The organism is Vagococcus teuberi (assembly GCF_001870205.1).
GTDB lineage: Bacteria > Bacillota > Bacilli > Lactobacillales > Vagococcaceae > Vagococcus > Vagococcus teuberi.
In genome coordinates, this window is record NZ_CP017267.1 from 208,931 (window position 1) to 232,038 (window position 23,108).

Annotated in this window: 18 protein-coding genes and 1 pseudogene; 18 read left to right on the forward strand and 1 reads right to left on the reverse strand. The window is 34.5% G+C overall.

Going from position 1 to position 23,108, the window contains the following annotated elements:
- Positions 1-234: 234 nt before the first annotated feature.
- From BHY08_RS01000 to BHY08_RS01060, 13 genes and pseudogenes are all read left to right on the forward strand, one after another.
- Positions 235-1,746: a phosphohexomutase domain-containing protein gene (locus BHY08_RS01000; protein ID WP_071456094.1), complete on the forward strand. Its 1,512-nt coding sequence runs from the start codon at positions 235-237 to the stop codon at positions 1,744-1,746.
- 86 nt (positions 1,747-1,832) lie between these two features.
- Positions 1,833-2,315, forward strand: coding sequence for an arginine repressor (locus BHY08_RS01005; RefSeq protein ID WP_084657143.1), 483 nt, complete (start codon positions 1,833-1,835; stop codon positions 2,313-2,315).
- 102 nt (positions 2,316-2,417) lie between these two features.
- Positions 2,418-3,291: pseudogene (locus BHY08_RS01010) on the forward strand (ornithine carbamoyltransferase).
- Between the two features lie 227 nt (positions 3,292-3,518).
- Positions 3,519-5,213 carry an arginine--tRNA ligase gene (gene argS, locus BHY08_RS01015; protein ID WP_071456095.1) on the forward strand — a complete coding sequence of 565 codons (1,695 nt, stop codon included), beginning with the start codon at positions 3,519-3,521 and terminating at the stop codon, positions 5,211-5,213.
- 103 nt (positions 5,214-5,316) lie between these two features.
- Positions 5,317-6,069, forward strand: a complete 753-nt coding sequence (locus BHY08_RS01020; protein ID WP_071456096.1) for a DeoR/GlpR family DNA-binding transcription regulator — start codon at positions 5,317-5,319, stop codon at positions 6,067-6,069.
- Positions 6,066-6,986, forward strand: coding sequence for a 1-phosphofructokinase (gene pfkB / locus BHY08_RS01025; protein ID WP_071456097.1), 921 nt, complete (start codon positions 6,066-6,068; stop codon positions 6,984-6,986). The genes BHY08_RS01020 and pfkB overlap by 4 nt, the downstream gene beginning before the upstream one ends.
- 11 nt (positions 6,987-6,997) lie before the next feature.
- Positions 6,998-8,944 carry a PTS fructose transporter subunit IIABC gene (locus tag BHY08_RS01030; protein ID WP_071456098.1) on the forward strand — a complete coding sequence of 649 codons (1,947 nt, stop codon included), beginning with the start codon at positions 6,998-7,000 and terminating at the stop codon, positions 8,942-8,944.
- Positions 8,945-9,069: 125 nt separating this feature from the next.
- On the forward strand, positions 9,070-11,352 hold the full coding sequence (gshAB, locus tag BHY08_RS01035; RefSeq protein ID WP_071456099.1) for a bifunctional glutamate--cysteine ligase GshA/glutathione synthetase GshB: 2,283 nt from the start codon (positions 9,070-9,072) through the stop codon (positions 11,350-11,352).
- Between the two features lie 205 nt (positions 11,353-11,557).
- Positions 11,558-12,397 carry a PRD domain-containing protein gene (locus tag BHY08_RS01040; protein WP_276325583.1) on the forward strand — a complete coding sequence of 280 codons (840 nt, stop codon included), beginning with the start codon at positions 11,558-11,560 and terminating at the stop codon, positions 12,395-12,397.
- A gap of 130 nt (positions 12,398-12,527) precedes the next feature.
- Complete coding sequence (locus BHY08_RS01045; protein WP_071456101.1) at positions 12,528-14,414, forward strand: beta-glucoside-specific PTS transporter subunit IIABC; 1,887 nt, start codon at positions 12,528-12,530, stop codon at positions 14,412-14,414.
- Between the two features lie 43 nt (positions 14,415-14,457).
- Positions 14,458-15,933, forward strand: a complete 1,476-nt coding sequence (locus BHY08_RS01050; protein ID WP_071456102.1) for a glycoside hydrolase family 1 protein — start codon at positions 14,458-14,460, stop codon at positions 15,931-15,933.
- 82 nt (positions 15,934-16,015) lie between these two features.
- A complete protein-coding gene (locus BHY08_RS01055) occupies positions 16,016-16,858 on the forward strand; it encodes a Cof-type HAD-IIB family hydrolase (protein ID WP_071456103.1) in 843 nt (280 codons plus the stop codon).
- Positions 16,859-16,957: 99 nt separating this feature from the next.
- On the forward strand, positions 16,958-18,334 hold the full coding sequence (locus BHY08_RS01060; RefSeq protein ID WP_071456104.1) for an aldehyde dehydrogenase: 1,377 nt from the start codon (positions 16,958-16,960) through the stop codon (positions 18,332-18,334).
- Between the two features lie 32 nt (positions 18,335-18,366).
- On the opposite strand, the gene BHY08_RS01065 is transcribed toward BHY08_RS01060, so the two are convergent.
- Positions 18,367-18,831 carry a DUF1694 domain-containing protein gene (locus BHY08_RS01065; protein ID WP_071456105.1) on the reverse strand — a complete coding sequence of 155 codons (465 nt, stop codon included), beginning with the start codon at positions 18,829-18,831 and terminating at the stop codon, positions 18,367-18,369.
- A gap of 143 nt (positions 18,832-18,974) precedes the next feature.
- Between BHY08_RS01065 and BHY08_RS01070 the strand changes: the two genes are divergently transcribed.
- From BHY08_RS01070 to BHY08_RS01090, 5 genes are all read left to right on the forward strand, one after another.
- Complete coding sequence (locus BHY08_RS01070; protein WP_071456106.1) at positions 18,975-19,922, forward strand: ABC transporter permease; 948 nt, start codon at positions 18,975-18,977, stop codon at positions 19,920-19,922.
- Positions 19,919-20,875 (forward strand): iron chelate uptake ABC transporter family permease subunit, encoded by a 957-nt coding sequence (locus BHY08_RS01075; RefSeq protein ID WP_071456107.1) that lies wholly within the window; start codon positions 19,919-19,921, stop codon positions 20,873-20,875. Before BHY08_RS01070 ends, BHY08_RS01075 begins: the two co-directional genes overlap by 4 nt.
- Positions 20,872-21,630, forward strand: a complete 759-nt coding sequence (locus BHY08_RS01080; RefSeq protein ID WP_071456108.1) for an iron ABC transporter ATP-binding protein — start codon at positions 20,872-20,874, stop codon at positions 21,628-21,630. Before BHY08_RS01075 ends, BHY08_RS01080 begins: the two co-directional genes overlap by 4 nt.
- Before the next feature lie 18 nt (positions 21,631-21,648).
- On the forward strand, positions 21,649-22,608 hold the full coding sequence (locus BHY08_RS01085) for a siderophore ABC transporter substrate-binding protein (RefSeq protein WP_071456109.1): 960 nt from the start codon (positions 21,649-21,651) through the stop codon (positions 22,606-22,608).
- A gap of 192 nt (positions 22,609-22,800) precedes the next feature.
- Positions 22,801-23,106, forward strand: a complete 306-nt coding sequence (locus BHY08_RS01090) for a PTS sugar transporter subunit IIB (RefSeq protein ID WP_071456110.1) — start codon at positions 22,801-22,803, stop codon at positions 23,104-23,106.
- The last annotated feature ends 2 nt before the right edge of the window (positions 23,107-23,108 follow it).

Below are 23,108 nucleotides of genomic sequence, written 5' to 3' on the forward strand. Positions count from 1 at the left end.
GATGTGAATGTATAAAAATAATTACAAATAAGCAACAAAATCGGACGGTTTTTTGTTGCTTATTTGTTTGTCTTTAGAAGATTTGACTAAGGGGTTGGACTTGATTGTGAAAGAAATTAAAGCCCTTTAAAATTTTTAAGAGATGTCGTTTATTACGTCATTTTGATGATATAATGTTGTAAATAGGTAGAGTAGATATGTAAAACTTACTTTATCGTAAATAGGAGGGTATTTATGACAGACTTGAATCAATTACAAAATGGATCTGACATACGTGGGATTGCCATTACAGCAGAAGGATATACAGCAAATCTTGAACAACAACAGGTGGAGAGAATCGCTAAAGGGATTATCACTTGGTTGAAACAGGAAAAAGGTGTCACACATACACCGATTACCATCGCGATTGGTCAAGATAGTCGTTTATCAGGTGAGTCAATCAAACAATGGTTAATTGATGCGTTTATGACTGAAGATATTCACGTGATTGATGTTGGTCTATCTACAACACCAGCAATGTTTATGGCAACACAATTTCCAGAATTTAATGCCGATTGTGGCATCATGATTACAGCTAGCCATTTACCGTTTTACTATAATGGTATTAAATTATTTACTAAAGATGGTGGAGCAGAGCATGAAGATATTGAGTTTATTTTAGAACATGCCCCAGAAACGTTTGAAAAAACAAACGTTGTAGGCCATGTAGAAGAAAAAGAAGTGTTATCAGCTTACTCTAAAGATTTAGTTGATAAAATTATTGCCCAAACGCAAAGTGATAAACCGCTTGAAGGGTTTAAAATCGTGCTAGATGCTGGAAATGGAGCAGGTGGATTTTTTGCCGAGAAGGTATTAGAAACACTAGGGGCAGATACAACTGGAAGCCAATTTTTAGATCCTGATGGTCATTTTCCAAATCATATTCCTAATCCTGACAATAAAGAAGCAATGGCAAGTATTAAAGAAGCCGTATTAGCAAACCATGCTGATTTAGGGGTGATTTTTGATACTGATGTGGACCGTGCTGCTGTAGTGGACAAATCAGGTGAAGTCATTAACCGAAATAATCTGATAGCGGTATTAGCAACGATTGTATTAAATGACTATCCTGGAGCAACGATTGTGACGAATTCTCCTACATCAAGTCACTTAAAAACATTTATTGAAGGTTTAAATGGAAAACAAGTGCGCTACCTTTGTGGGTATCGTAATGTGATAAATAAAGGGATTGAGCTAAACTCACAAGGGATTGATGTGCCATTATCAATCGAAACAAGTGGGCATGCTGCGTTTAAGGAGAACTACTTTTTAGATGATGGGGCATATGTGGTAGCTAAAATATTAATGTTACTACCCAAATTAAAACAACAAAATTTAGAATTAAGTGATTTAATTGCTGACTTAAAACAACCAGCTGAAACAACTGAAGTACGTTTCAAAATAAGTGGAGCAGATTATAAATTATTAGGTGAATCAATCATTGATGCGATGCATGATTTAGTGGCAGAAACACCAGGATTTATCATTGATATGGACAATGAAGAAGGCATTCGTACGACAGTTTTTGATCACTTTGGTCAAGGATGGTTTTTACTAAGAATGAGTTTGCATGAGCCATTACTCGTTCTTCAAGTAGAAAATGATGTCGATGGTAAAAATAAAGCAGTCTTAGAAACATTACTATCATTTTTCTCTCGTTACGATTTTTTAAATACAGACCAATTAAACAAAGAACTTGAGGGGTAAGTCACTATCTAGTAGGATAGATGACGTATAAAGGTAAGTTCTTACTATAATTTATACGTCAAAGCCTGATAGTAAGGAGAGTTAACGTGAATAAAGAGACACGACAATCTATTTTAAAAAAAGTAATATCAGAGAATAACATTGAAAATCAATCTGAGTTGATTAAATGTCTAGAAAAAGAAAATGTCCGTACAACTCAGTCAACTATATCAAGAGATATGCGTGAGTTAAATATTATAAAAAGTCATAATTCTAGCGGTCGGTCGTATTATCGTATTTTGGATGATTATACGTCTACAGAAAAGAAATTGACAGATGAAGAACGTTTGAAAAATGTCATCAGAGAAACAGGTGTATCATTGGTTCAAATAGAATTTATCAATGTGTTGACAGTGTTACCTGGTAATGGTCAACTGTTAGGTGTATTGATTGATAGCTTTAGACAGTCGTTTTCTGAGATAGTTGCATGTGTTGCGGGAGATGACACAATTTTAATATTATCAAAATCAAAAGAAGATGCTGAAATCGTGAATGATTACTTCAAACAGTTTGTACCAGAGAAAAAATAATAAACATAATCCACTTTGTAACAGAGTTTAAGTTGTTTCAAAGTGGATTCTTATATAGTTGACGTATGTTAAAACTCAGATTAATGAAAAGGGGAGATAGCAATGAGTTTATCTTTATTTCAAGGTCGTAGTTTCTTAGCAGAAAAGGATTTTACCAAAGAAGAATTAGAATATCTGATTGATTTTAGTATTCACTTAAAACAATTAAAGAAACAAAATATTCCACACCGTTATTTGGAAGGAAAAAATATTGCCTTGTTATTTGAAAAAACATCTACTAGAACCAGAGCAGCATTTACAACAGCTGCGATTGATTTAGGAGCACACCCAGAGTAATGATATTCAACTTGGTAAAAAAGAATCAGTGGAAGACACAGCAATTGTATTGGGGAATATGTTTGACGGGTTTGAATTTTGTGGTTTTAGCCAAGAAATTGTGGAAGATTTAGCGAAATATTCTGGTGTCCCGGTTTGGAATGGCTTGACTGATGAGTGGCATCCAACACAGATGATTGCCGATTTTATGACAATAAAAGAAAATTTTGGGTTTAACACGTGACCGTGCTGGATATGAAGTACGTGACGTGCATTACTGATTACCGATGATGTAGCCAAAGCTGTGCGTGGTGCAAATGTTTTATATACAGATGTCTGGGTTTCTATGGGTGAGGAAGATAAATTCAAAGAACGTGTAGAATTATTGATGCCATATCAAATCAACAGAGATATGATTGAAAAAACAGGTAATGCTAATGGTGACTTAATTGTGCTTCATTGTCTACCAGCTTTTCATGATACAAAAACTAAGTACTGCCAGATGATTTTTGATACATTTGGTATCACAGAGATGGAGATAACAGATGATATTTTTAGAAGTGAATATAGCCGCCAATTTGAAGAAGCAGAAAACCGCATGCACTCTATTAAAGCTATTATGGCAGCTACTCTAGGTAATTTATTTATACCAAAAGTTTGATAACGACAGAACAAAAAATGGAATTGATTTTTTAGTTAGATTTTTAAGGTAATTCTTGCTATAATAAACCCGATATGGATAATGTTCATGGAGTAATAGTGATTACTATAAAGAAATGATAAGTTTCAAAAATAAGGCTTCATTTATGACTATTTATGTCGTCTCCTATTAAGACACAAAACTTAATAGGATGACGTTTTTTTATTAATACGAGGAGGATTCACTTTATGAATTTTAAAGAGATGATTGCTAAAGACTTAGCAGCAGTATTGGGTGAACAATTAAGCTATGAGGATATTTTAAATCTGATTGAAAAACCAAAAGCAAGTGATCATGGAGACTATTCTTTCCCAGTGTTTTCTTTGTCTAAAATCCAAAGAAAAGCACCGAATATGATCGCAGAAGAATTATCAAAAGATATTGATACAACAAATTATGAACAAATCATCCCAATGGGTGGTTACATTAACTTCTTCCTTAAAAAATCTGAAGTTAGTAATGCGGTATTAAACGATGTGGTATCTAAGAAAAATCATTATGGTGACTCAACACTTGGTCAAGGAAAAAATGTTGTGATTGATATGTCTTCACCAAATATTGCCAAACCAATGTCAATGGGACATTTACGCTCAACGGTTATTGGAAATTCATTAGCTGAATTAGCTGACAAAGTGGGTTATACACCGGTTAAAATCAATCACGTTGGTGACTGGGGAACACAATTTGGTAAATTAATTGTGGCTTATAAAAAATGGGGAGACGAAGCAAAAGTCAAAGAAAACCCAATTAGTGAGTTACTTGCTTTATATGTTCATTTCCATGAAGAAGCTGAAAAATACCCTGAACTTGATGATCAAGCACGTGAATGGTTTAAAAAGCTAGAAGATGGTGATACTGAAGCTATCGAATTATGGACATGGTTCCGTGAAGAATCACTAAAAGAATTCCAAAAAGTATATGATATGTTAGGGATTGAGTTTGATTCATATAATGGTGAAGCCTTCTACAATGATAAAATGCAACCAGTTATTGATAGTTTACTTGAGAAAGAATTATTAGTTTCTGATGATGGTGCAGATATTGTAAATCTTGAAAAATATGATTTAAATCCAGCGTTGATTAGAAAATCAGATGGCGCAACACTTTATATTACACGTGATTTAGCGGCAGCTATGTATCGTAAAGAAAATTATGATTTCGACGAATCAATTTATGTTGTAGGAAACGAGCAATCTATTCATTTTAAACAATTAAAAGCCGTGCTAAAAGAGATGGGTTACGAGTGGTCAGATGACATTAAACATATTCCATTTGGCTTGATTACATCAAATGGTAAAAAGTTATCGACACGTAAAGGAAATGTTATTCTGTTAGAAGAAGTGTTGAATGAAGCCATTAATGCAACACAAAACATTATCAATGAAAAGAATCCAACATTAGAAAACAAAGAAGAAGTAGCACATCAAGTGGGTGTTGGGGCAGTTGTGTTCCATGACCTTAAAAATGATCGTCTAAATAATTTTGACTTCAACTTAGACCATATTATCCAGTTTGAAGGAGAAACAGGACCATACGTCCAGTATACTCGTTCAAGATGTGAAAGTATTTTAAGAAAAGCTGACTGGATCGCTCCAACTAGTGAGGCAAATTACTCACTATCAGATGATGAATCATGGGAAGTTGTGAAAGCTTTATATAATTTCCCATCTAAAGTACAAGAAGCTTATCGTAAATATGAGCCTTCAGTAGTGGCTAAATACGTGATTGATTTAGCTCAAAAATTTAATAAGTATTATTCAAAAACTAAAATATTAGAAGATAACAGTCAAAAAGATGCACGACTTGCTTTAGTCTATTCAGTATCCGTGGTACTTAAGGAAGGATTGCGCTTACTTGGTATTCAATCACCAGATAACATGTAACAGAAAGAAGAGGGAAACCTCTTCTTTTTTTATATAATTTTTGACGGTTTTTGATTGATTTTGACTGTTTGTGATTGTATAATACAGGTATGGAGTGAGAGTTATGTTGACTGAGGAAAGACAAGCAAAAATTTTAGATGAGTTAAAAGCAAAAAAAGTAATTAAAGTTCGTGAGTTGATTGAAGAACTGGGTGTTTCTGAATCGACTATTCGTAGAGATTTGCAAGAATTAGAAGCAGAAGGTTGGCTAGTACGAATTCATGGCGGAGCTAAGTTAACGTTTCGTTTAGAACCGGAATTAACGATGAAAGAAAAATCTTCCAGAAACGTTCAAAAGAAACAAGAAATTGCGCAATATGCTGCATCATTAATAAAAGAAGGTGATGTTGTTTATATTGATGCTGGAACAACAACTTTGGAATTATTATCACTTATAAAAGAAAAAAATGTGTCAATCGTGACAAACTCCGTTCATCATGCGTGTGTTTCGACTGATTTAGGTTTTGATACGATTATAATCGGTGGAAATATTAGAAAGAACACAACAGCATCAGTGAGTCAGTTTGGTGGCGAGCAGTTGAAGCGGTATTTTTTTGATAAGGCTTTCATAGGTGCGAATGGCGTTCACCCAGTTTATGGCTTAACGACAGCTGATCCAGAAGAAGCCATGATGAAGCGTACGGCGGTTCATCAAGCACAACAAGTTTATTTTTTAGTTGATGATACAAAGTTTGATAAACTAAATTTTTCTCAAATCGAGTCAATTGATACAGGGATTATCATAACGAATCAGTTAACAAAGAAACAACGCTCACAGTATCAAGGGGTTGCAACTATAAAGGAGGTAACAAAATGATTTACGCATTAACACTAAATCCAGCAATTGATTATGTCATCAATGTACCTGGATTTGAAGAAGGTAAATTGAACAAAACAACGAAAGAATACAAGTTTCCTGGGGGTAAAGGAATCAACGTATCTAGAGTGTTGGCTCAATTAGGTGTTCCATCAAGAAATCTTGGCTTTATTGGTGGATTTACAGGCACTTTTATTGAAGAACAACTGATTAATCATGGTCTTCAAAATGATTTTATCCATGTTTCTGGTGACACACGTATTAACATTAAGTTAAAAGGTGAAGAAGAAACAGAAATCAATGGTTTAGGTCCATCTATTACGCAAAATGATTTAGACGATTTAACTGTTCAAATTAGTAGTTTAACACCAGAGGATTGGTTGATTTTATCAGGTAGTTTACCAATGGGTGTGCCAAAAGACATCTATGTGACATTATCCAAAATGGCTCACGAACAACATGTTCCATTTGTAGTGGATATTAGTGATGCAAGTTTATTTGATGTTTTAAAATACAAACCATCATTAATTAAACCAAACGAACATGAGTTAGCAGATCTTTATAATGTTGAGTTTAAAACAATTGAAGACATGCTACCTTATGGGGAAAAACTTGTTCAACAAGGTGCTAGAAATGTCATTATTTCAATGGGTGCCAATGGAGCAATTTTATTTAATGAAACAGGTATTTACCGAGCAAAAGGATTAACAGGTACATTAGTTAACTCAGTTGGTTCAGGAGATTCTGTTGTAGCAGGGTTTGTTAGTCAATTAAGTCAAGGTAGTGATGCTGTGACAGCTTTTAAAACAGGAATTGCCTGTGGTAGTGCAACAGCATTTAGTGCAGATTTAGCAACAGAAGACGAAATTAAACACCAATTAGCACGTGTTGAAATTGACGTCATAAAAGAATACTAGGGGGAAGTAAAATGAAAATTAATGACTTATTAGTTAAAGAGTGTATGATTTTAGACCTAAAAGCCACTGATAAAAAAGGTGCTATTACAGAAATGGTCAACAAATTATACGACACAGGTCGCATTGACGACAAAGAAGTATTTGAAGAAGGCATCCTAGCCAGAGAAGCACAAACAACAACAGGTTTAGGTGATGGTATTGCCATGCCTCATGCGAAAAACAAAGCAGTAGTTAAACCAACTGTTTTATTTGCAAGAAGCAAAGAAGGATTAGATTATGAAGCATTAGATGGTCAACCAACTTATCTATTCTTTATGATTGCAGCTCCAGAAGGCGCTAATGACACACATTTACAAGCCTTAGCTAGTTTATCTCGTTTGTTATTAAACCCAGGGATGATTGCTGACTTAAAGGCAGCTAATACAGCAGATGAAGTCTTATCAATCATTGATAAAGCAGAGAAAAAATTAGATGAAGAAGAAAAAGAAGTGGTAGAAGAAGTAGAAGACGCACCATTTGTTGTGGCAGTTACAGCTTGTCCAACAGGTATTGCTCATACTTACATGGCTGAGGATGCACTGAAGAACAAAGCCAAAGAAATGGGCATTAACATTAAAGTTGAAACAAACGGTTCTGAAGGGGTTAAACATAAATTAACCGATGAGGAAATTGCTCGAGCAGCAGGAGTTATTGTCGCAGCTGACAAAAATGTTGAAATGGCACGTTTTGATGGTAAAAAATTAGTTAACCGTCCAGTAAGTGATGGCATTAAGAAAACAGAGGAATTACTTCGTTTAGCAACTGACGGTAGTGCATCTGTTTACCATAGTTCAGCCAATGCAAGTGAATCGGAAGGAGAAGAATCAAGCTCTGGTTCAGTTGGTGCTAAAATTTATAAAGACTTAATGAATGGTGTTAGTCACATGTTACCGTTTGTTATCGGTGGAGGTATTGCGATTGCCTTAGCATTCTTAATTGACCAAATGCTAGGTGTGCCACAAGACCAATTAAGTCAATTAGGATCATATCATCCGATTGCTGCTTACTTTAAAACAATTGGGGACACTGCTTTTGGTTTTATGTTACCCGTGTTAGCTGGTTTTATTGCATCAAGTATTGCTGATAGACCTGGTTTAATTGTTGGGTTTGCTGCTGGAGCAATGTCTGCAAGTGGTGTTGCCTTTGGACAATTGACAGATACTATTCCATCAGGGTTCTTAGGAGCGTTGGTTGGCGGTTTCTTGGCTGGTTATGTGATTGTATTCTTGAAATTTATCTTCAAAGGATTACCTAAAGCATTAGATGGTATTAAATCTATCCTGTTCTATCCAGTGTTTGGTTTACTAATTACAGGATTCTTGATGTTGTTTGTAAATATTCCAATGTCAGCTATTAATAATGCACTGAACAATTTTTTAGCAAACCTTTCAGGTGGTAATGCTGCCTTATTAGGTGCGTTACTTGCAAGTATGATGGTTATTGATATGGGTGGTCCAATCAATAAAGCAGCTTACCTATTTGGTACAGGCACACTTGCTGCGACTGTTGAAAGTGGTGGTAGCGTGGTAATGGCATCAGTGATGGCTGGTGGTATGGTTCCACCGTTAGCAATCTTTATTGCGATTATGTTATTTAAAAATCAATTTACTAAAAAAGAACAAGAATCAGCATTACCAAACTTAATCATGGGATTCTCATTTATAACTGAAGGAGCTATTCCATTTGCTGCATCTGACCCATTACGTATGATTCCAAGTTTTGTGATTGGAGCTGCTGTTACAGGTGGTTTAGTTGGGTCATTAGGAATTAAATTAATGGCGCCACATGGTGGTATCTTCGTTATTGCATTAGTAAGTAATCCATTAATGTATCTATTATTCATTATTTTAGGAGCGTTCATTAGTGCCCTTGTTTTAGGAACATTACTTAAGAGAAAACATGCAAAAGCAAATGCTTAATGTTATAGTCAGTCATCACATTTGATGGCTGGCTTTTTTATGTGGGATAAACAAAAAATTATGGTTTCAAAACATAGAATGATATAATATTTCATAGAAATGACAAAGGGAAAAGGTCAATAACAATGAAAAGTTTACAAACATATTTAACAGATGAAAGAATCCAATCCGTTCTTTCTGGTTTTAAAATAGGATTAGAAAAAGAAAGTCAGCGTGTCGATGCTAATGGTGAATTGGCAACAACTGATCATCCGTCTTCTTTAGGAAGTCGTAGTTTTCATCCATACATCCAAACTGATTTTAGTGAAACACAAACTGAATTAATCACTCAAGTGTTTGATACAGATCAAGGTGCTATCGAGCAATTAGAAGCCTTACATGACGTTGTGATGCGTTCGATGGAAGATGGCGAGAGATTGTGGCCAATTAGTATGCCACCTGATTTACCAGAAGATGATCGTGATATTAAAATTGCAAAATTAGAACATCAAGGAGATATTAACTACCGTCGTTACTTAGCGAAAGTCTATGGTAAGAGAAAACAAATGGTGAGTGGTATTCATTATAATTTTGAGTTCTCACATGATTTATTAATGAGTTTGTTCCAATTGCAAACAGATTACACTGACTTTGTGGCGTTTAGAACGGATGTTTACTTAAAAGTATCTCGTCAATATTTACGCTATCGTTGGCTAATTACTTATTTATTTGGTGCAAGTCCGTTTGCTGATAAAAGATATTTTACAGATAAAGAAACAGAACAACCTGTTCGTAGTATTAGAAATAGCGAGTATGGTTATACAAATCGGCCAGAGATTGCTGTGTCCTATCAAACAATTGATCAATATGTATCTGATTTAGAAGAATTAGTAGATAAGGGTGAGTTAATCGAAACGAAAGAATTTTATTCGTCTGTTCGTTTACGTGGCAGTGATAAAGTAGAGGAACTTTTAACTCGTGGTGTAAGTTATATTGAAATTCGAAATATTGACTTAGATCCATTTGAACGTATTGGTATTTCAAAAGAAACATTGAGGTTCTTGCACTTGTTCTTACTAACACTGTTGTTCTTAGATGAAGAATCAACAGATGCGACTCATATGTTAGATTTAGGAACGGAGTATAACAATAAAGTGTCATTAGAGCATCCTTTAGATAAGACCTTTTTACATGAAGAAGGGTCTTGGTTGCTAGAAAAAATAACCGAATTAAACAAGCAATTAACGACACCATTTGACTGTACGGAGTTACTTAATGAAATGAAACATGTTATGGATCATCCAACTAAAACATTAGCAGGACAAATGTTAGAATTAATGGCAGAAAAAAGTTGGACAAACGAAGACTTAGGTCGTTATTTTGCTGATTTATATTATGATGAAGCATATGCTAAACCATATCAGTTAGCTGGTTACCGAGACATGGAATTATCAACACAAATTTTTATGTTTGATGCGATACAAAAAGGTGTCAAAGTTGATGTGTTAGATAGAACAGATCAGTTTTTAAAATTATCATTAAACGGGCAAGTCGAGTATGTTAAAAATGCGAATATGACGAGTCGTGATTCTTATGTTGTCCCTCTTATGATGGAGAATAAAACAGTCACTAAAAAAGTATTGGATAAAGCAGGATTCCATGTTCCTTTAGGAAAAGAATTCTCAACAGTAGATGAGGCGCTTATTTCTTATCCGATTTTTAAAGATAGTGCGATTGTTGTAAAACCTAAAACAACGAATTATGGTTTAGGTATTTCTATTTTCAAAGATGGTGCGACAAAGGAAGATTATGATGAAGCGGTTCGAATTGCATTTAGTGAAGACAATAGCATTTTAGTTGAAGAATTTTTACCTGGTACTGAATATCGATTCTTTGTATTAGATGGAAAAACGCGTGCGGTTATGTTGCGAACACCAGCGAATGTCCTTGGTGACGGGGAACATACTGTTGAAGAATTAGTAGCTGAAAAAAATAAAGACAGTTTACGTGGGACACACCATAGAGCGCCTTTAGAAGAAATTCAGTTAGGTGATATTGAACAGTTGATGTTGAAAGAGCAAAAATTAACTAAAGCAAGCATTCCTGAAAAAGATCAACGTGTTTATCTTCGTGAAAACTCCAACGTTAGTACAGGTGGCGATTCACTAGATGTGACAGAAGAGATGAATGAACATTATAAACAGATAGCTGAGTCCGCTGTAGAAGCGTTAGGAGCTAAAATATGTGGTATTGATTTAATTATTCCTGATAGTTCAATCAATGGTAATAAAGAAGATACTCAAACATATGGGATTATTGAAGCGAACTTCAATCCAGCAATGCATATGCATATTTATCCTTATGCCGGTGCAGGACAACGACTCACGATGGATGTGTTGTTGTTATTATATCCAGAATTAAAAAAATAACTACTATCTATTAAAAAAATCTAGATTCAAACCTAGATTTTTTTATCTTTTATAGTTGACACCGCTTTCTAATGGTGTTATAGTTTATTTATAGAACAGACGGAGTGTAACTGATACGATCAGGCACCACCAAATCCATTGTAGAAGGACTACTTTGATTTGGTGTTTTTTTTGTTCCTTAAATGAGGTGATTTAAATTCTATCGATAGTTAAGTCTTTGAATAACAACTTAGTATTAGCAGTAAATGAGCATGATGAAGAGTTTGTGTTATTTGGTAAAGGTATTGGATTTAAAAAGAAAAAGAATGACTTAGTAGATAAATCACTGATAACTAAGACATTTTTAAGCAAAGATAATCAAAATATGGTTGCTATTATTGAAAGTATTCAACCAGATGTTCTTGATGTTACTGAAAAAATTGTGACATATGGGGAAGGACAGTTAAATAAAAAGTTAAATGGTAGCTTAATGATAGCATTAGCCGATCATATCCAATGTGCGATTGATCGACAAAAACAAGGGATTGATTTACCTGAAAATACGATGCAATGGGAAATTCCCTTCTTGTATTCAAAAGAGCATGAATTAGGAAAATATTCATTAGAACAAATCAAAACAGAGTTAGAGATATCATTACCATCATCGGAAGCTGCGTTTATGGCACTTCATTTTGTCAATGCACAAGATGGTGTGGAATCAATGGATGAAACTATTTTTATTACGAAGATTTTAAAAAGTATCGTCAAAAGTATTCAGACGTTGTTTAATGTATCATTGAAAAAAGATAGTTTGAATTATTCGCGTTTTGTCACGCACATACGCTATTTTATGAACAGACATTTGCATAATAAGGTACAAGAAAGTAATGAGAATGAGAAATTATTTGATATTATCAAAGAGCAATACCCTAAAAGTTATGCATGTAGTTTGGTAATTAAAGAAATGTTGAATTCTGACTATAATATAGACGTGAGCAATGATGAATTGATTTATTTAATTATACATATAGAACGAGTGGTTTCTGACACTCAAGCATTGGAATAGGCGTGCAACAATTATTGGCATAAACCTAAACAAGCAATTCGTAAGCACTAGTATGTGTTGCGGCTGTTTGTTTAGGTTTTTTATTTTCAAACAATTTAATTCTAAATAGATATCCTAGGAGGAAAAAGCGATGGATAATCGTCAATTAGCAGAAAGTATTGTAAGAGAAATGGGTGGCAAGGAAAATATCACTCAAAATTGGCATTGTATTACAAGGTTAAGATTTAATGTAGCAGATAGTAAAAAAATTAATATCGAAGCAATTAAGCAATTAGATGGCGTGATGGGAGCGCAATTTCAAAGTGGTCAGTTCCAAGTCATTATTGGTAGTGAAGTAGCTAATGTTTTTAATGAAGTTGATCAAATCACTCATGGAAGTATCGTCGATGATGACAGTACTAAGTCATCATCAGGAAACATTCTAGATAAACTATTTGACGTTATCTCAGGTATCTTTACACCAATTTTAGCAGCCATTACAGGTAGTGGTCTGCTAAAAGGAATCATGGCTATTCTAGTTTGGGCTAATATGCTAAATGCTGAAAGTCAGACATATATGATATTAGATGCAATATCTAATGCGACTTTCCACTTCTTACCATTTTTAGTAGCATTTTCAGCCGCTAATAAATTTAAAACAAATCCATCACTAGCTGGAGCGTTGGCCGGTATCTTGATGTATCCTCAAATCATGGCTCTTGCTGATGCTGGAGAAGTAAGCAGTGTGACGTTTTTAGGATTTTTAAATATCCCTATGAATAATTATGCTTCATCTGTTTTACCGATTATTTTAGGTGTTTGGTTAATGAGCTATGTTGAAAAATACTCGAAAAAAATCGTACCGAAATCATTGACCATTATTTTTGTTCCGTTACTGACATTATTAATTACAGCACCGTTAGTATTAGCATTTATCGCACCACTTGGTACCTTTATTGGAACTTACTTAGAGATGTTCTTTACGAAACTTTTTGGTGTAGCAGGTCCCGTTGCCGGAGCCTTAATGGGAGGGTTGATGCCATTAATCGTTGTAACAGGAATGCACTATGCGTTTTTCCCAGGAACGTTTGCCAGTCTTGGGAAATTAGGATATGACATTATGTTATTACCATTAAATTTAGTGGCAAACTTAGCGCAAGCAGGTGCGACACTTGGCGTATTGATTAAAACAAAAGATAAAAAAATGAAACAAATTGCGTTTTCCGCTTTTATTCCAGCATTATTTGGTATTACTGAACCAGCTATCTATGGGGTAACAATGAAACTTAAAAAGCCGTTCTATGCCAGTATGGCCGGTGGAGCTGTTGGTGGGGCAATATATGGATTGTTTGTCGTCAAAACATTCAGTTTCGCGGTTCCAGGATTATTAGCTTTACCAACCTATATTGAAAATGGCACAAATAACTTCTTATGGGCAGTTGTGGGAGTATTATCAAGTTTCTTTGTAGGACTTATCGTTACGATGTTAGTACCGTTTGATTTAGGCGATAAAAAAGACGTTACTGCAGATGCTTTGACAACACCAGTTGCTCAACCAACTGTTACGAAAGATAAATCTCATAAAGTTTTATCACCATTAACAGGTGAAGTGAAAGAATTAACAACTTGTCCAGATGATACGTTTGCTTCAGGTGTCGTTGGAAAAGGAATTGGTGTTACTCCTTCAGGAGATTTTGTGTATGCGCCATTTGATGGCACAGTCACTATGACAACTCCTTCAAAACATGCAATTGGTTTAGTATCAAATGATGGCGTGGAATTATTAATTCATGTTGGATTAGATACTGTTGAGTTAGAGGGAAAAGGATTTGAGTATTTTGTTAAGGAAGGTGATGTGGTAACACATGGCGATAAATTATTATCATTTGATCGAAGGGTAATTGAGGAAGCTGAATATAGTTTGTTTACCCCAATTATTGTAACGAACACACCGAACTTTTTAGACATTGTTCCAGCACTAGGCGAAGGAGATACCGTCACTGCCGGGCAAGAAGATGTATTAATTGTTGTTAGCTAAATAAATTATAGATAGATCAAACAAAAAATGGGAGGAATTATTAATGAAACAACTACAACTACAAGCAGGATTTCCAAAAGGATTTTTATGGGGTGGCGCAACAGCTGCCAACCAAATTGAAGGAGCATATAATGAGGGCGGAAAAGGTCTATCAACATCTGATTATGCCGCTTATAAAGACCCATATGCAACAGGTAAAGTAGATAACTTTACATTTAACGTGACATCGAAAGAATTAGCTGAATACAAAGAAAACCCAGAAAAATACTTATTCCCAAAACGTTGGGGAATTGACTTCTACCATCGTTATAAAGAAGATATTGCTTTAATGGCAGAAATGGGATTTAAAACATTCCGTATCTCTATTTCATGGGCAAGAATTTTCCCAACAGGATTAGAATCAGAACCAAATGAAGAAGGGTTAGCATTCTATGATAAAGTATTTGATGAGTGTGCTAAATATGGTATTGAACCACTTGTCACAATGTCTCACTATGAAATGCCAATTACATTAACAGAAAAATACAATGGTTGGGTGAGCCGTGAATTAATTCCATTATTTGAAAAATATGCTCGCGTGATTTTAACTCGTTATAAGGCAAAAGTAAAATACTGGATTACGTTTAACGAAATGAACATGAACTTAAATAGTTTGTATACTGGAGCAGGCGTTTTAGAGGATTTAATCGCACCAGAAGATAAATTACAAGCAACCTATCAAGCATCACATCATCAGTTTTTAGCAAGTGCGTTGGCAGTTAAAGCGTGTAAAGAAATTATTCCAGATGCACAAATTGGTTGTATGATTAATCAAATCGAATCATATGCTTTAACAACAAAACCAGAAGACCAATTACAAGCATTAAAATCTAACCAATTAAATATGTTCTACCCAGACGTTCAAGCACGTGGAGAGTACCCAACTTATATGGCAAGATACTTTGCGGACAATGATATTCACGTTGTAATGGAAGAAGGAGATGAAGAAATCCTCCGAGAAGGTGTTGTTGATTATGTTGCAATTAGTTACTACATGTCTCACGTAACAGAAGCCAGAGAAGATGCAGCTAAACTTGCCGGATCTTTCGATAGCCCAATTAAAAATGAACATTTAGAATTATCACAATGGGATTGGCCGATTGACCCAATCGGATTACGTATTTCATTAATGAAATTATATGACCGTTATGAAAAACCATTATTTGTTTGTGAGAATGGTTTAGGAGCGAAAGATGAGTTGACAGAAGACGGTAAAATTCATGATGATTACCGAATTGATTATATTCGTCAACACGTTGAACAAATGAAAGAAGCCATTAAAGATGGTGTTGATTTGATGGGTTATACAACTTGGGGATGTATTGATTTAATCAGTTGTGGAACATCACAAATGAGTAAACGTTATGGCTTTATCTACGTTGATCAAGACGATGAAGGGAATGGGAGTTTAGAAAGATATCGTAAGGATTCATTCTACTGGTATAAAGAAGTCATTGAATCTAATGGTGAAAACTTATAAAATGGTATAATAAATGAAACAAGTCTAGATAATTTATCTAGACTTGATTTTTTTACAAGAGATTAAATAAGGGGAGATAAATATGAAAAAAATAGCTTTTTTTGATATTGATGGCACATTGTGTGATAGTAGTGGACAAGTCTTACCGTCAAGTAAAGAGAGTATACAAGCATTTAGAGATAAAGGGAATTTAACATATATTTGTACAGGTCGTTCTAAACCAGAAATTTTGGATAGTATTTTAGAAGTCGGATTTGATGGCATTATTGGTGCTGGTGGTGGCTACATTGTGATTAATGATGAAGTGGTCAAACATCAAACAATGGATGAAAGGATTGTCAGAGAAGTTCTGTCATACTTTAAAGAGCATGACATTGGTTATTACTTAGAAACAAATGACGGTTTGTATGGCAGTGATAATTGTGTTCGTAAAATTCGAGAAGAAATAAAAACGATTGCTGAGAAGACAAATCAGGATTATGATGGATTAGCAGAAAAAGTCAGTTGGTTTGAAGCAGTATTAGAAGAACATAAAAATGATGAAGTAGACTATACTAATGTCAATAAAATCTCCTTTATCAATAACACCGTATCATTTTCTGACGTTGCGGATAAATTCGGTGATGAGTGTTACATGTATCATTCAACGGTTGAATTATTTGGACCTGAAAGCGGAGAAATTGCGGTGAAAGGTGTCGATAAAAAGCTAGCTATCGAGTATGTGTTAAATAAACTTGGCATGACTAAAGAACAAACCATCGCATTTGGTGATGGAGATAATGATATAGTCATGTTTGAGGCGGTTGATTACAGTATTGCAATGGACAATGCCACAGATAATTTGAAAAAAATAGCTTCTGAAATAACAGATAGTGCTGATGATGATGGCATTGCGAAGAGCTTAAAGAGAAATGGTTGGGTTTAATTAAATAACTTTTAAAGAAAAAAAACGAAAAACAGTTTTTTTCTTTTTTATTTGCTACACTATGAGTAATAACTATTGAAAGCAAGGAGACGATATTTCATGACAGGCACAATTCCATCAGCATATAAAAAGCAACGTGAGTTCTTTTATTCCCAACAAACAAAGACGTTAACCTTTCGTTTAGAACAACTTGAAAAGCTGAGATTAGGAATTATATCATACGAACAAGAAATTATCGATGCGTTAAGAATAGACTTAGGAAAACACCCATTAGAAACATATGCGACAGAAATTGGTTTTGTTCTACATAGTATTCGCATGACACAAAAATCACTGCGTAAATGGATGAAAGATGAAAAGAAACGAACACCATTGTTTTTACAACCCTCTAAAAGTCGTGTTGTCAGTGAACCATATGGTGTCGTATTGATTATTGGACCATTCAATTACCCATTTCAATTATTAATTGAACCACTAGTTGGGGCAATAGCTGCAGGTAATACAGCTATTTTAAAACCATCTGAACTGGTACCAACTTTTTCGAAAGTGATAGAAAAAATGATTCATCATTTGTTTCCTTCATCTTATGTGAATATTTTTTTAGGAGAGAAAGAAACCACGATGGAATTACTAGAGCAGTCGTTTGATTATATTTTCTTTACAGGGAGTATAACTGTTGGAAAAAGTGTGATGAAGGCAGCATCAGAACACTTAACACCAGTCACGCTGGAACTTGGAGGAAAAAGTCCCACAATTATTACATCTCAAGCAGATATATCTTTAGCAGCTAGACGCGTGATATATGGCAAGATGATGAATGCCGGTCAAACATGTGTCGCTCCAGATTACGTTGTCATAGAAGAAGCAGTAAAAAAAGAATTTATAGAAGAATGTCAAAAAACGTTGCATCGTTTTTATGGGAAAGATATTAAAAAAAGTCCCAGTTTTTCACGTATTGTGAATGAGCGTCACACTAAGCGATTGGTTCATTTAATGAATGAATCAGCATCAGAATTAATTAGTGGTGGAGAATACGATGTTTCTTCTTGTTATGTTGCCCCAACATTATATGATGCCAGTTGGGAATCACCATTGATGAAAGATGAACTATTTGGTCCTTTGTTGCCAATTATATCTTATCAGTCATTAGATGATGTGATACATCATATTAATGAGCGACCAAAACCACTCGCTCTCTATATTTTTAGTCGTGATAAGAAAGAACAAGAAACGATATTAAACCAAACGTCTTCAGGTGGAGTTAGCATCAATAATACTATTTTTCATTTAGTCTCGAGCCACTTGCCTTTTGGAGGAGTCGGAACATCAGGTATTGGAAATTATCATGGAAAATATAGTTTTGATACTTTTTCTCATAAACGAGCAGTATTAGCCTCAACTAAACTAGATACACCGTTTATTTATCCACCATATACAGATAAACATCTTAAATGGATTAAACGCGTATTAAAATAAAATAGTACCCTAAATTTTTTCGATTTAGGGTACTATTTTTTTGAGAATAAGTTACTAAAAAATCCTCCACTTGAATGAGTTTGGTTGGTATTTTTAGCAGTAGAAGCACTAGGTGTTCTTTTTTTAAAAGGCATCTCAATATCCTCTTTATTAATAGCGTGATTAAGAGAATAAACAACTGCGATAGAATCATCAGCTAGTGTCGTATGTTCAGTATCGACTAATTTTAGCAACACTTCGTTCTCTTGAGTTAGATGAATCAATTTTTTCTGAATCGTTGGTTTCACTAATGCATTAACAAGTAAAGTTCCACCTGGATATTGTTTGAATTGATTGACTGCAAACTCCTCAAACGAATTCAAACTTAATTCGGATAAGAACAAAATAAATACAACGCGTTCTCTAAATGTTCCGAGATATTTTTTTTGTTCGTCAGGCTTTAGTTGAGGGGTGCCGTACATCCCTTTGTCTAGATAGTCTTGAATATCTTTCGCCATGTTGACCACTCCTTTATAGCTCAATCATTTTAAGTATAACATATAATTCATTAGAAAAAATTTGTGAAAAAACGTTGCAATAAGAGTAAAACTTGGATAAAATTAACTGTAAATGAAAATCATTATCAATTAGGAGAGTTTTGATGAAAAAGAGTATCCCGATAATAAGCTTAGTATTATTAACTATTTTATCTTTATTTATTGGCGTTCAAAGCATTCCTATTCAAGATATCTTTCAGCTTAATGAGACACAATCTCTTGTGCTGTGGACAACAAGAGTACCAAGAACGATTAGTTTAGTTATTGCAGGTGCAACAATTAGTGTGTCAGGACTCATCATGCAACATCTGACACAAAATAAATTTGTTTCACCGACAACGGCTGGAACAATGGATAGTGCAAGGCTTGGTATGCTTGTGGCTATGCTGTTTTTTCCAAGTGGCACTATTCTAGTAAAATCGTTAGTTGCCTTTATCTTTGCTTTTTTAGGTACAGTATTATTTATTCAGTTGATACGTGTGTTACCAGGTAAAAATCAATTGATGGTGCCTCTTGTAGGGGTGATGTTTGGGAATATTGTGGGGGCGATTGTCACATTTTTTGCTTATCAATATCAATTGATTCAAAACATGACTTCTTGGTTACAGGGAAGTTTTTCCACTATTTCAAAAGGAAATTACGAGCTGATTTATGTGACGGTACCTGTATTGATAATTTGTTACCTATATGCTTATCAATTTACAATAGTAGGAATGGGAGAGGAATTTTCTATTTCTGTTGGGATGAATTATAAAATTGTTCATTTAATCGGTCTATTACTAATTTCAGTTGCTAGTAGTGTGGTGTTAGTCACGATTGGTGGACTACCATTTCTTGGTGTGATTATTCCAAATGTTGTGTCGTTGATGTTAGGTGATCATATGAAAGATACGCTTTGGATGACGGCTGTCGCAGGTAGTATTTTTTTAGTCATAGCCGATATTTTATCTCGTGTGATTTATCCGCCATATGAGTTACCAGTTAGTTTAATCGTAGGAGCTTTAGGAAGTTTTATCTTTGTCATTTTACTTGTTAAGGGGGCAAAGAAATGAAAAATAAACAGATTTATTTTAGATTAGTAACGTTAATATTGCTCGTATTAATCAGCATTGGATTATTCATGACATATCAAACTTATGGCAATTGGCAATTTGCTTTGACGCTTAGAGGGAAAAAACTATTAGCGTTTGTAATTGTGGGTTTGTTAACAAGTTTTTCAACGATTAGTTTTCAAACTATTACCCAAAGTCATTTTTTAACGCCAAGCATTTTAGGGTTTGATTCACTTTATGTTTTAGTTCAGACCACGTTATTCTTTTATTTTGGTCAAACACCCACTCATCCTATGATGATGTTTGGACTAAATGTTGGATTAATGGTGCTATTTAGCGTTGTACTATTTGGTTTTTTACTTAGAAAAGAAACACAAGATTTGTTTTTATTATTGATGATAGGGATGGTTCTCGGAACATTTTTTAGAAGTGTCAGTACATTTTTACAAGTTCTGATGGATCCAAACGAATACGATAAGTTACAAGGGAAACTATTTGCGAGTTTTTCAAATGTGGATGTATCCCTTCTTTATATGGTAATACCAATTGTGCTAGGGATTATTTTATTATTTTGGATTGTGTCACCGACTTTAGATGTGTTTCATTTAGGAACATGTCAGGCGATTAACTTAGGAATTAATGTACAACGATTTCGTTGGTTCATTTTATTTTTAATCAGTTTAAGCGTGGGACTATCGACGGCGTTAATTGGTCCGATTACATTTTTAGGATTTATTGTAGCCAACATAACGTATCAAATATTACCTGTGTATAAGCATCGTTATTTATTTGTTTCTAGTGCTTTATTAAGTATTTTGATGCTAGTATTAGGTCAATTTTTAGTGGAACATATATTCCACATGAATACGACATTAAGTGTCGTGATTGAATTTAGTGGTGGTGTGTACTTTATTTGGAAATTACTCTCTGAAAGGGGGAAAATACTTCAATGAACATCGAAAAAGTAGTTAAACAGTATGGAAGCAAAAAAGTTGTCGATACGGTGGATTATGATGTGGTTCCGCACACACTTACTGCATTTATTGGGCCAAATGGTGCCGGTAAAAGCACGCTTCTTGGTATGATGAGTCGCTTGTTAGATAAAGACCAAGGGGGAATTTATTTAGAAGGGCAGGAGGTGAAAGCTTGGAAGCAACATGAACTTGCTAAAAAATTATCAATTTTAAAGCAAGCCAATGGGGTTCAATTACGTCTAACTGTAAGGGAATTAGTTGCATTCGGTCGGTTTCCACATAGTAAGGGACGGTTAACAAAACTTGATGAAGAAAAAATCAATGAATCTCTTTCTTATCTAGGTTTAGATGATTTGGCGGAAGAAACCATTGATACGTTGTCAGGTGGGCAATTGCAACGTGCGTATATTGCGATGGTACTCGCTCAGGATACTGAGTACATCTTTTTAGACGAGCCTCTAAATAATTTAGATATGAATCATGCGGTTCTGTTGATGAAGACCATTCGTCGTTTGGTGGATGAGGCAAAAAAAACAGTGGTGATTGTCTTGCACGATATAAATTTTGCTGCAAGCTACGCTGATAATATCGTCGCGATGAAGTCAGGTGAGATATTTAAAGCAGGACCTACCGATGACATCATTACCAAAGAGGTATTGGATGAATTGTATGATATGAACATGCGCGTATGTGAGTTAGAAGGGAAACGATTTTGTTTATATTTTAATGAATAATAAAAAGGAGAAGGATAGATGAAACGAGTAAAAAAATGGAGTCTAGCAAGTTTAGTTGTTGCAGGAGTTATGATGTTGGGGGCATGTGGCTCATCAAGTGCGACAAAAGACACAGAAAAATCATCAAGTGAGCCACAAGAAGCAGTGAAGGTAACTGATAGTAACGGAGAGACTGTAGAGTTAAAATCACATCCTAAAAAAGTCGTGGTATTTGATATGGGAGCTCTTGATACGATTAAAGAATTAGGTGAAGCAGATAAAGTTGTTGGTGCACCAACAAAAACTTTACCAAGTTATTTATCTAGCTTTAAAAATTTAGAATCAGCTGGTGGAATTAAAGAGCCAGATATGGAAAAAATTAATGCGATGCAACCTGATTTAATCATCATATCAGGTCGTCAAGAAGACATGAAAAAAGAGTTAGAAAACATTGCACCAACGCTTTACTTATCAGTAGATAACAAAAAGGCATGGGAATCGACAGTAGAAAATATTGAAACATTGGGAACAGTTTTTGGTAAAGAAGATGTGGCAAAAGAAAAAGTTGATGAACTGACAACAAAACGTGAAGCATTAGAAAAAACTACCAAAGAAAGTGGTAAAAAAGGATTGATGAGCTTGGTGAATGAAGGATCATTATCAGTATTTGGTCCAGAATCACGTTTTGGTATCATCTATGAAGGATTTGGTGTAATACCTGCAGATGAAGCAATTGAACCATCACCACATGGGCAAGAAGTATCTTATGAGTATGTATTAGAGAAAAATCCAGATATTTTATTTGTTGTTGACCGTACCAAAGCAATTGGCGGAGATGACAGTAAAAATAATGTAGCAGATAATGCTTTAGTAAAAGAGACGACAGCTGGTAAAGAAGGAAAAGTAATTAGTTTAACACCTGATGTATGGTACTTAGCAGGTGGAGGGATTAAAGCTACGCAAATGATGATGGAAGATGTCGAATCAGCTTATAAATAGTCAGTATGTATAGGGGGCATAAAGCCCTCTTTTTTTATTCATAAAAATAACATTTATAATCTATTGAAATTTTATTTCGATAACTGTATAATAAAAATGTAATTTGATTTCAAAGTAACGAAGTTGAGTTAACTAAAATATAGTCGAATTGTTTTACGAAAACAATAGACAACATTATAGGAGGCAATAAGTATGAAAGTAGTAATGGTATGTTCAGGTGGAATGTCAAGTGCAATAGTGGTTAAAGCAATTCTTAAAGAAGCAGAGAAACAAGGATTTGACTTAGATATGATTGCAGTGGGTTCAGGTGAAGTAGAAGAAACATTAAATCAAGGAGATTATGAGTTACTATTAGTTGCACCTCAAGTAAAACATCAATTTAGTCGTTATGAAGAGTTGGCAAAAGAAAAAAATATTCCAATTGAATTAGTTGCTCCTACAGGTTACACACCAATTGGTGCACCAAAAACATTAGAACAAATAAAAAAACATAAATAGGT

Coding starts and splice junctions, on each gene's coding strand:
- BHY08_RS01000 (WP_071456094.1), top strand. CDS start 235: ATGACAGACTTGAATCAATTACAAAATGGATCTGACATACGTGGGATT.
- argS (WP_071456095.1), top strand. CDS start 3,519: ATGAATTTTAAAGAGATGATTGCTAAAGACTTAGCAGCAGTATTGGGT.
- BHY08_RS01020 (WP_071456096.1), top strand. CDS start 5,317: ATGTTGACTGAGGAAAGACAAGCAAAAATTTTAGATGAGTTAAAAGCA.
- pfkB (WP_071456097.1), top strand. CDS start 6,066: ATGATTTACGCATTAACACTAAATCCAGCAATTGATTATGTCATCAAT.
- BHY08_RS01030 (WP_071456098.1), top strand. CDS start 6,998: ATGAAAATTAATGACTTATTAGTTAAAGAGTGTATGATTTTAGACCTA.
- gshAB (WP_071456099.1), top strand. CDS start 9,070: ATGAAAAGTTTACAAACATATTTAACAGATGAAAGAATCCAATCCGTT.
- BHY08_RS01045 (WP_071456101.1), top strand. CDS start 12,528: ATGGATAATCGTCAATTAGCAGAAAGTATTGTAAGAGAAATGGGTGGC.
- BHY08_RS01050 (WP_071456102.1), top strand. CDS start 14,458: ATGAAACAACTACAACTACAAGCAGGATTTCCAAAAGGATTTTTATGG.
- BHY08_RS01055 (WP_071456103.1), top strand. CDS start 16,016: ATGAAAAAAATAGCTTTTTTTGATATTGATGGCACATTGTGTGATAGT.
- BHY08_RS01060 (WP_071456104.1), top strand. CDS start 16,958: ATGACAGGCACAATTCCATCAGCATATAAAAAGCAACGTGAGTTCTTT.
- BHY08_RS01065 (WP_071456105.1), bottom strand. CDS start 18,831: ATGGCGAAAGATATTCAAGACTATCTAGACAAAGGGATGTACGGCACC.
- BHY08_RS01070 (WP_071456106.1), top strand. CDS start 18,975: ATGAAAAAGAGTATCCCGATAATAAGCTTAGTATTATTAACTATTTTA.
- BHY08_RS01075 (WP_071456107.1), top strand. CDS start 19,919: ATGAAAAATAAACAGATTTATTTTAGATTAGTAACGTTAATATTGCTC.
- BHY08_RS01080 (WP_071456108.1), top strand. CDS start 20,872: ATGAACATCGAAAAAGTAGTTAAACAGTATGGAAGCAAAAAAGTTGTC.
- BHY08_RS01085 (WP_071456109.1), top strand. CDS start 21,649: ATGAAACGAGTAAAAAAATGGAGTCTAGCAAGTTTAGTTGTTGCAGGA.
- BHY08_RS01090 (WP_071456110.1), top strand. CDS start 22,801: ATGAAAGTAGTAATGGTATGTTCAGGTGGAATGTCAAGTGCAATAGTG.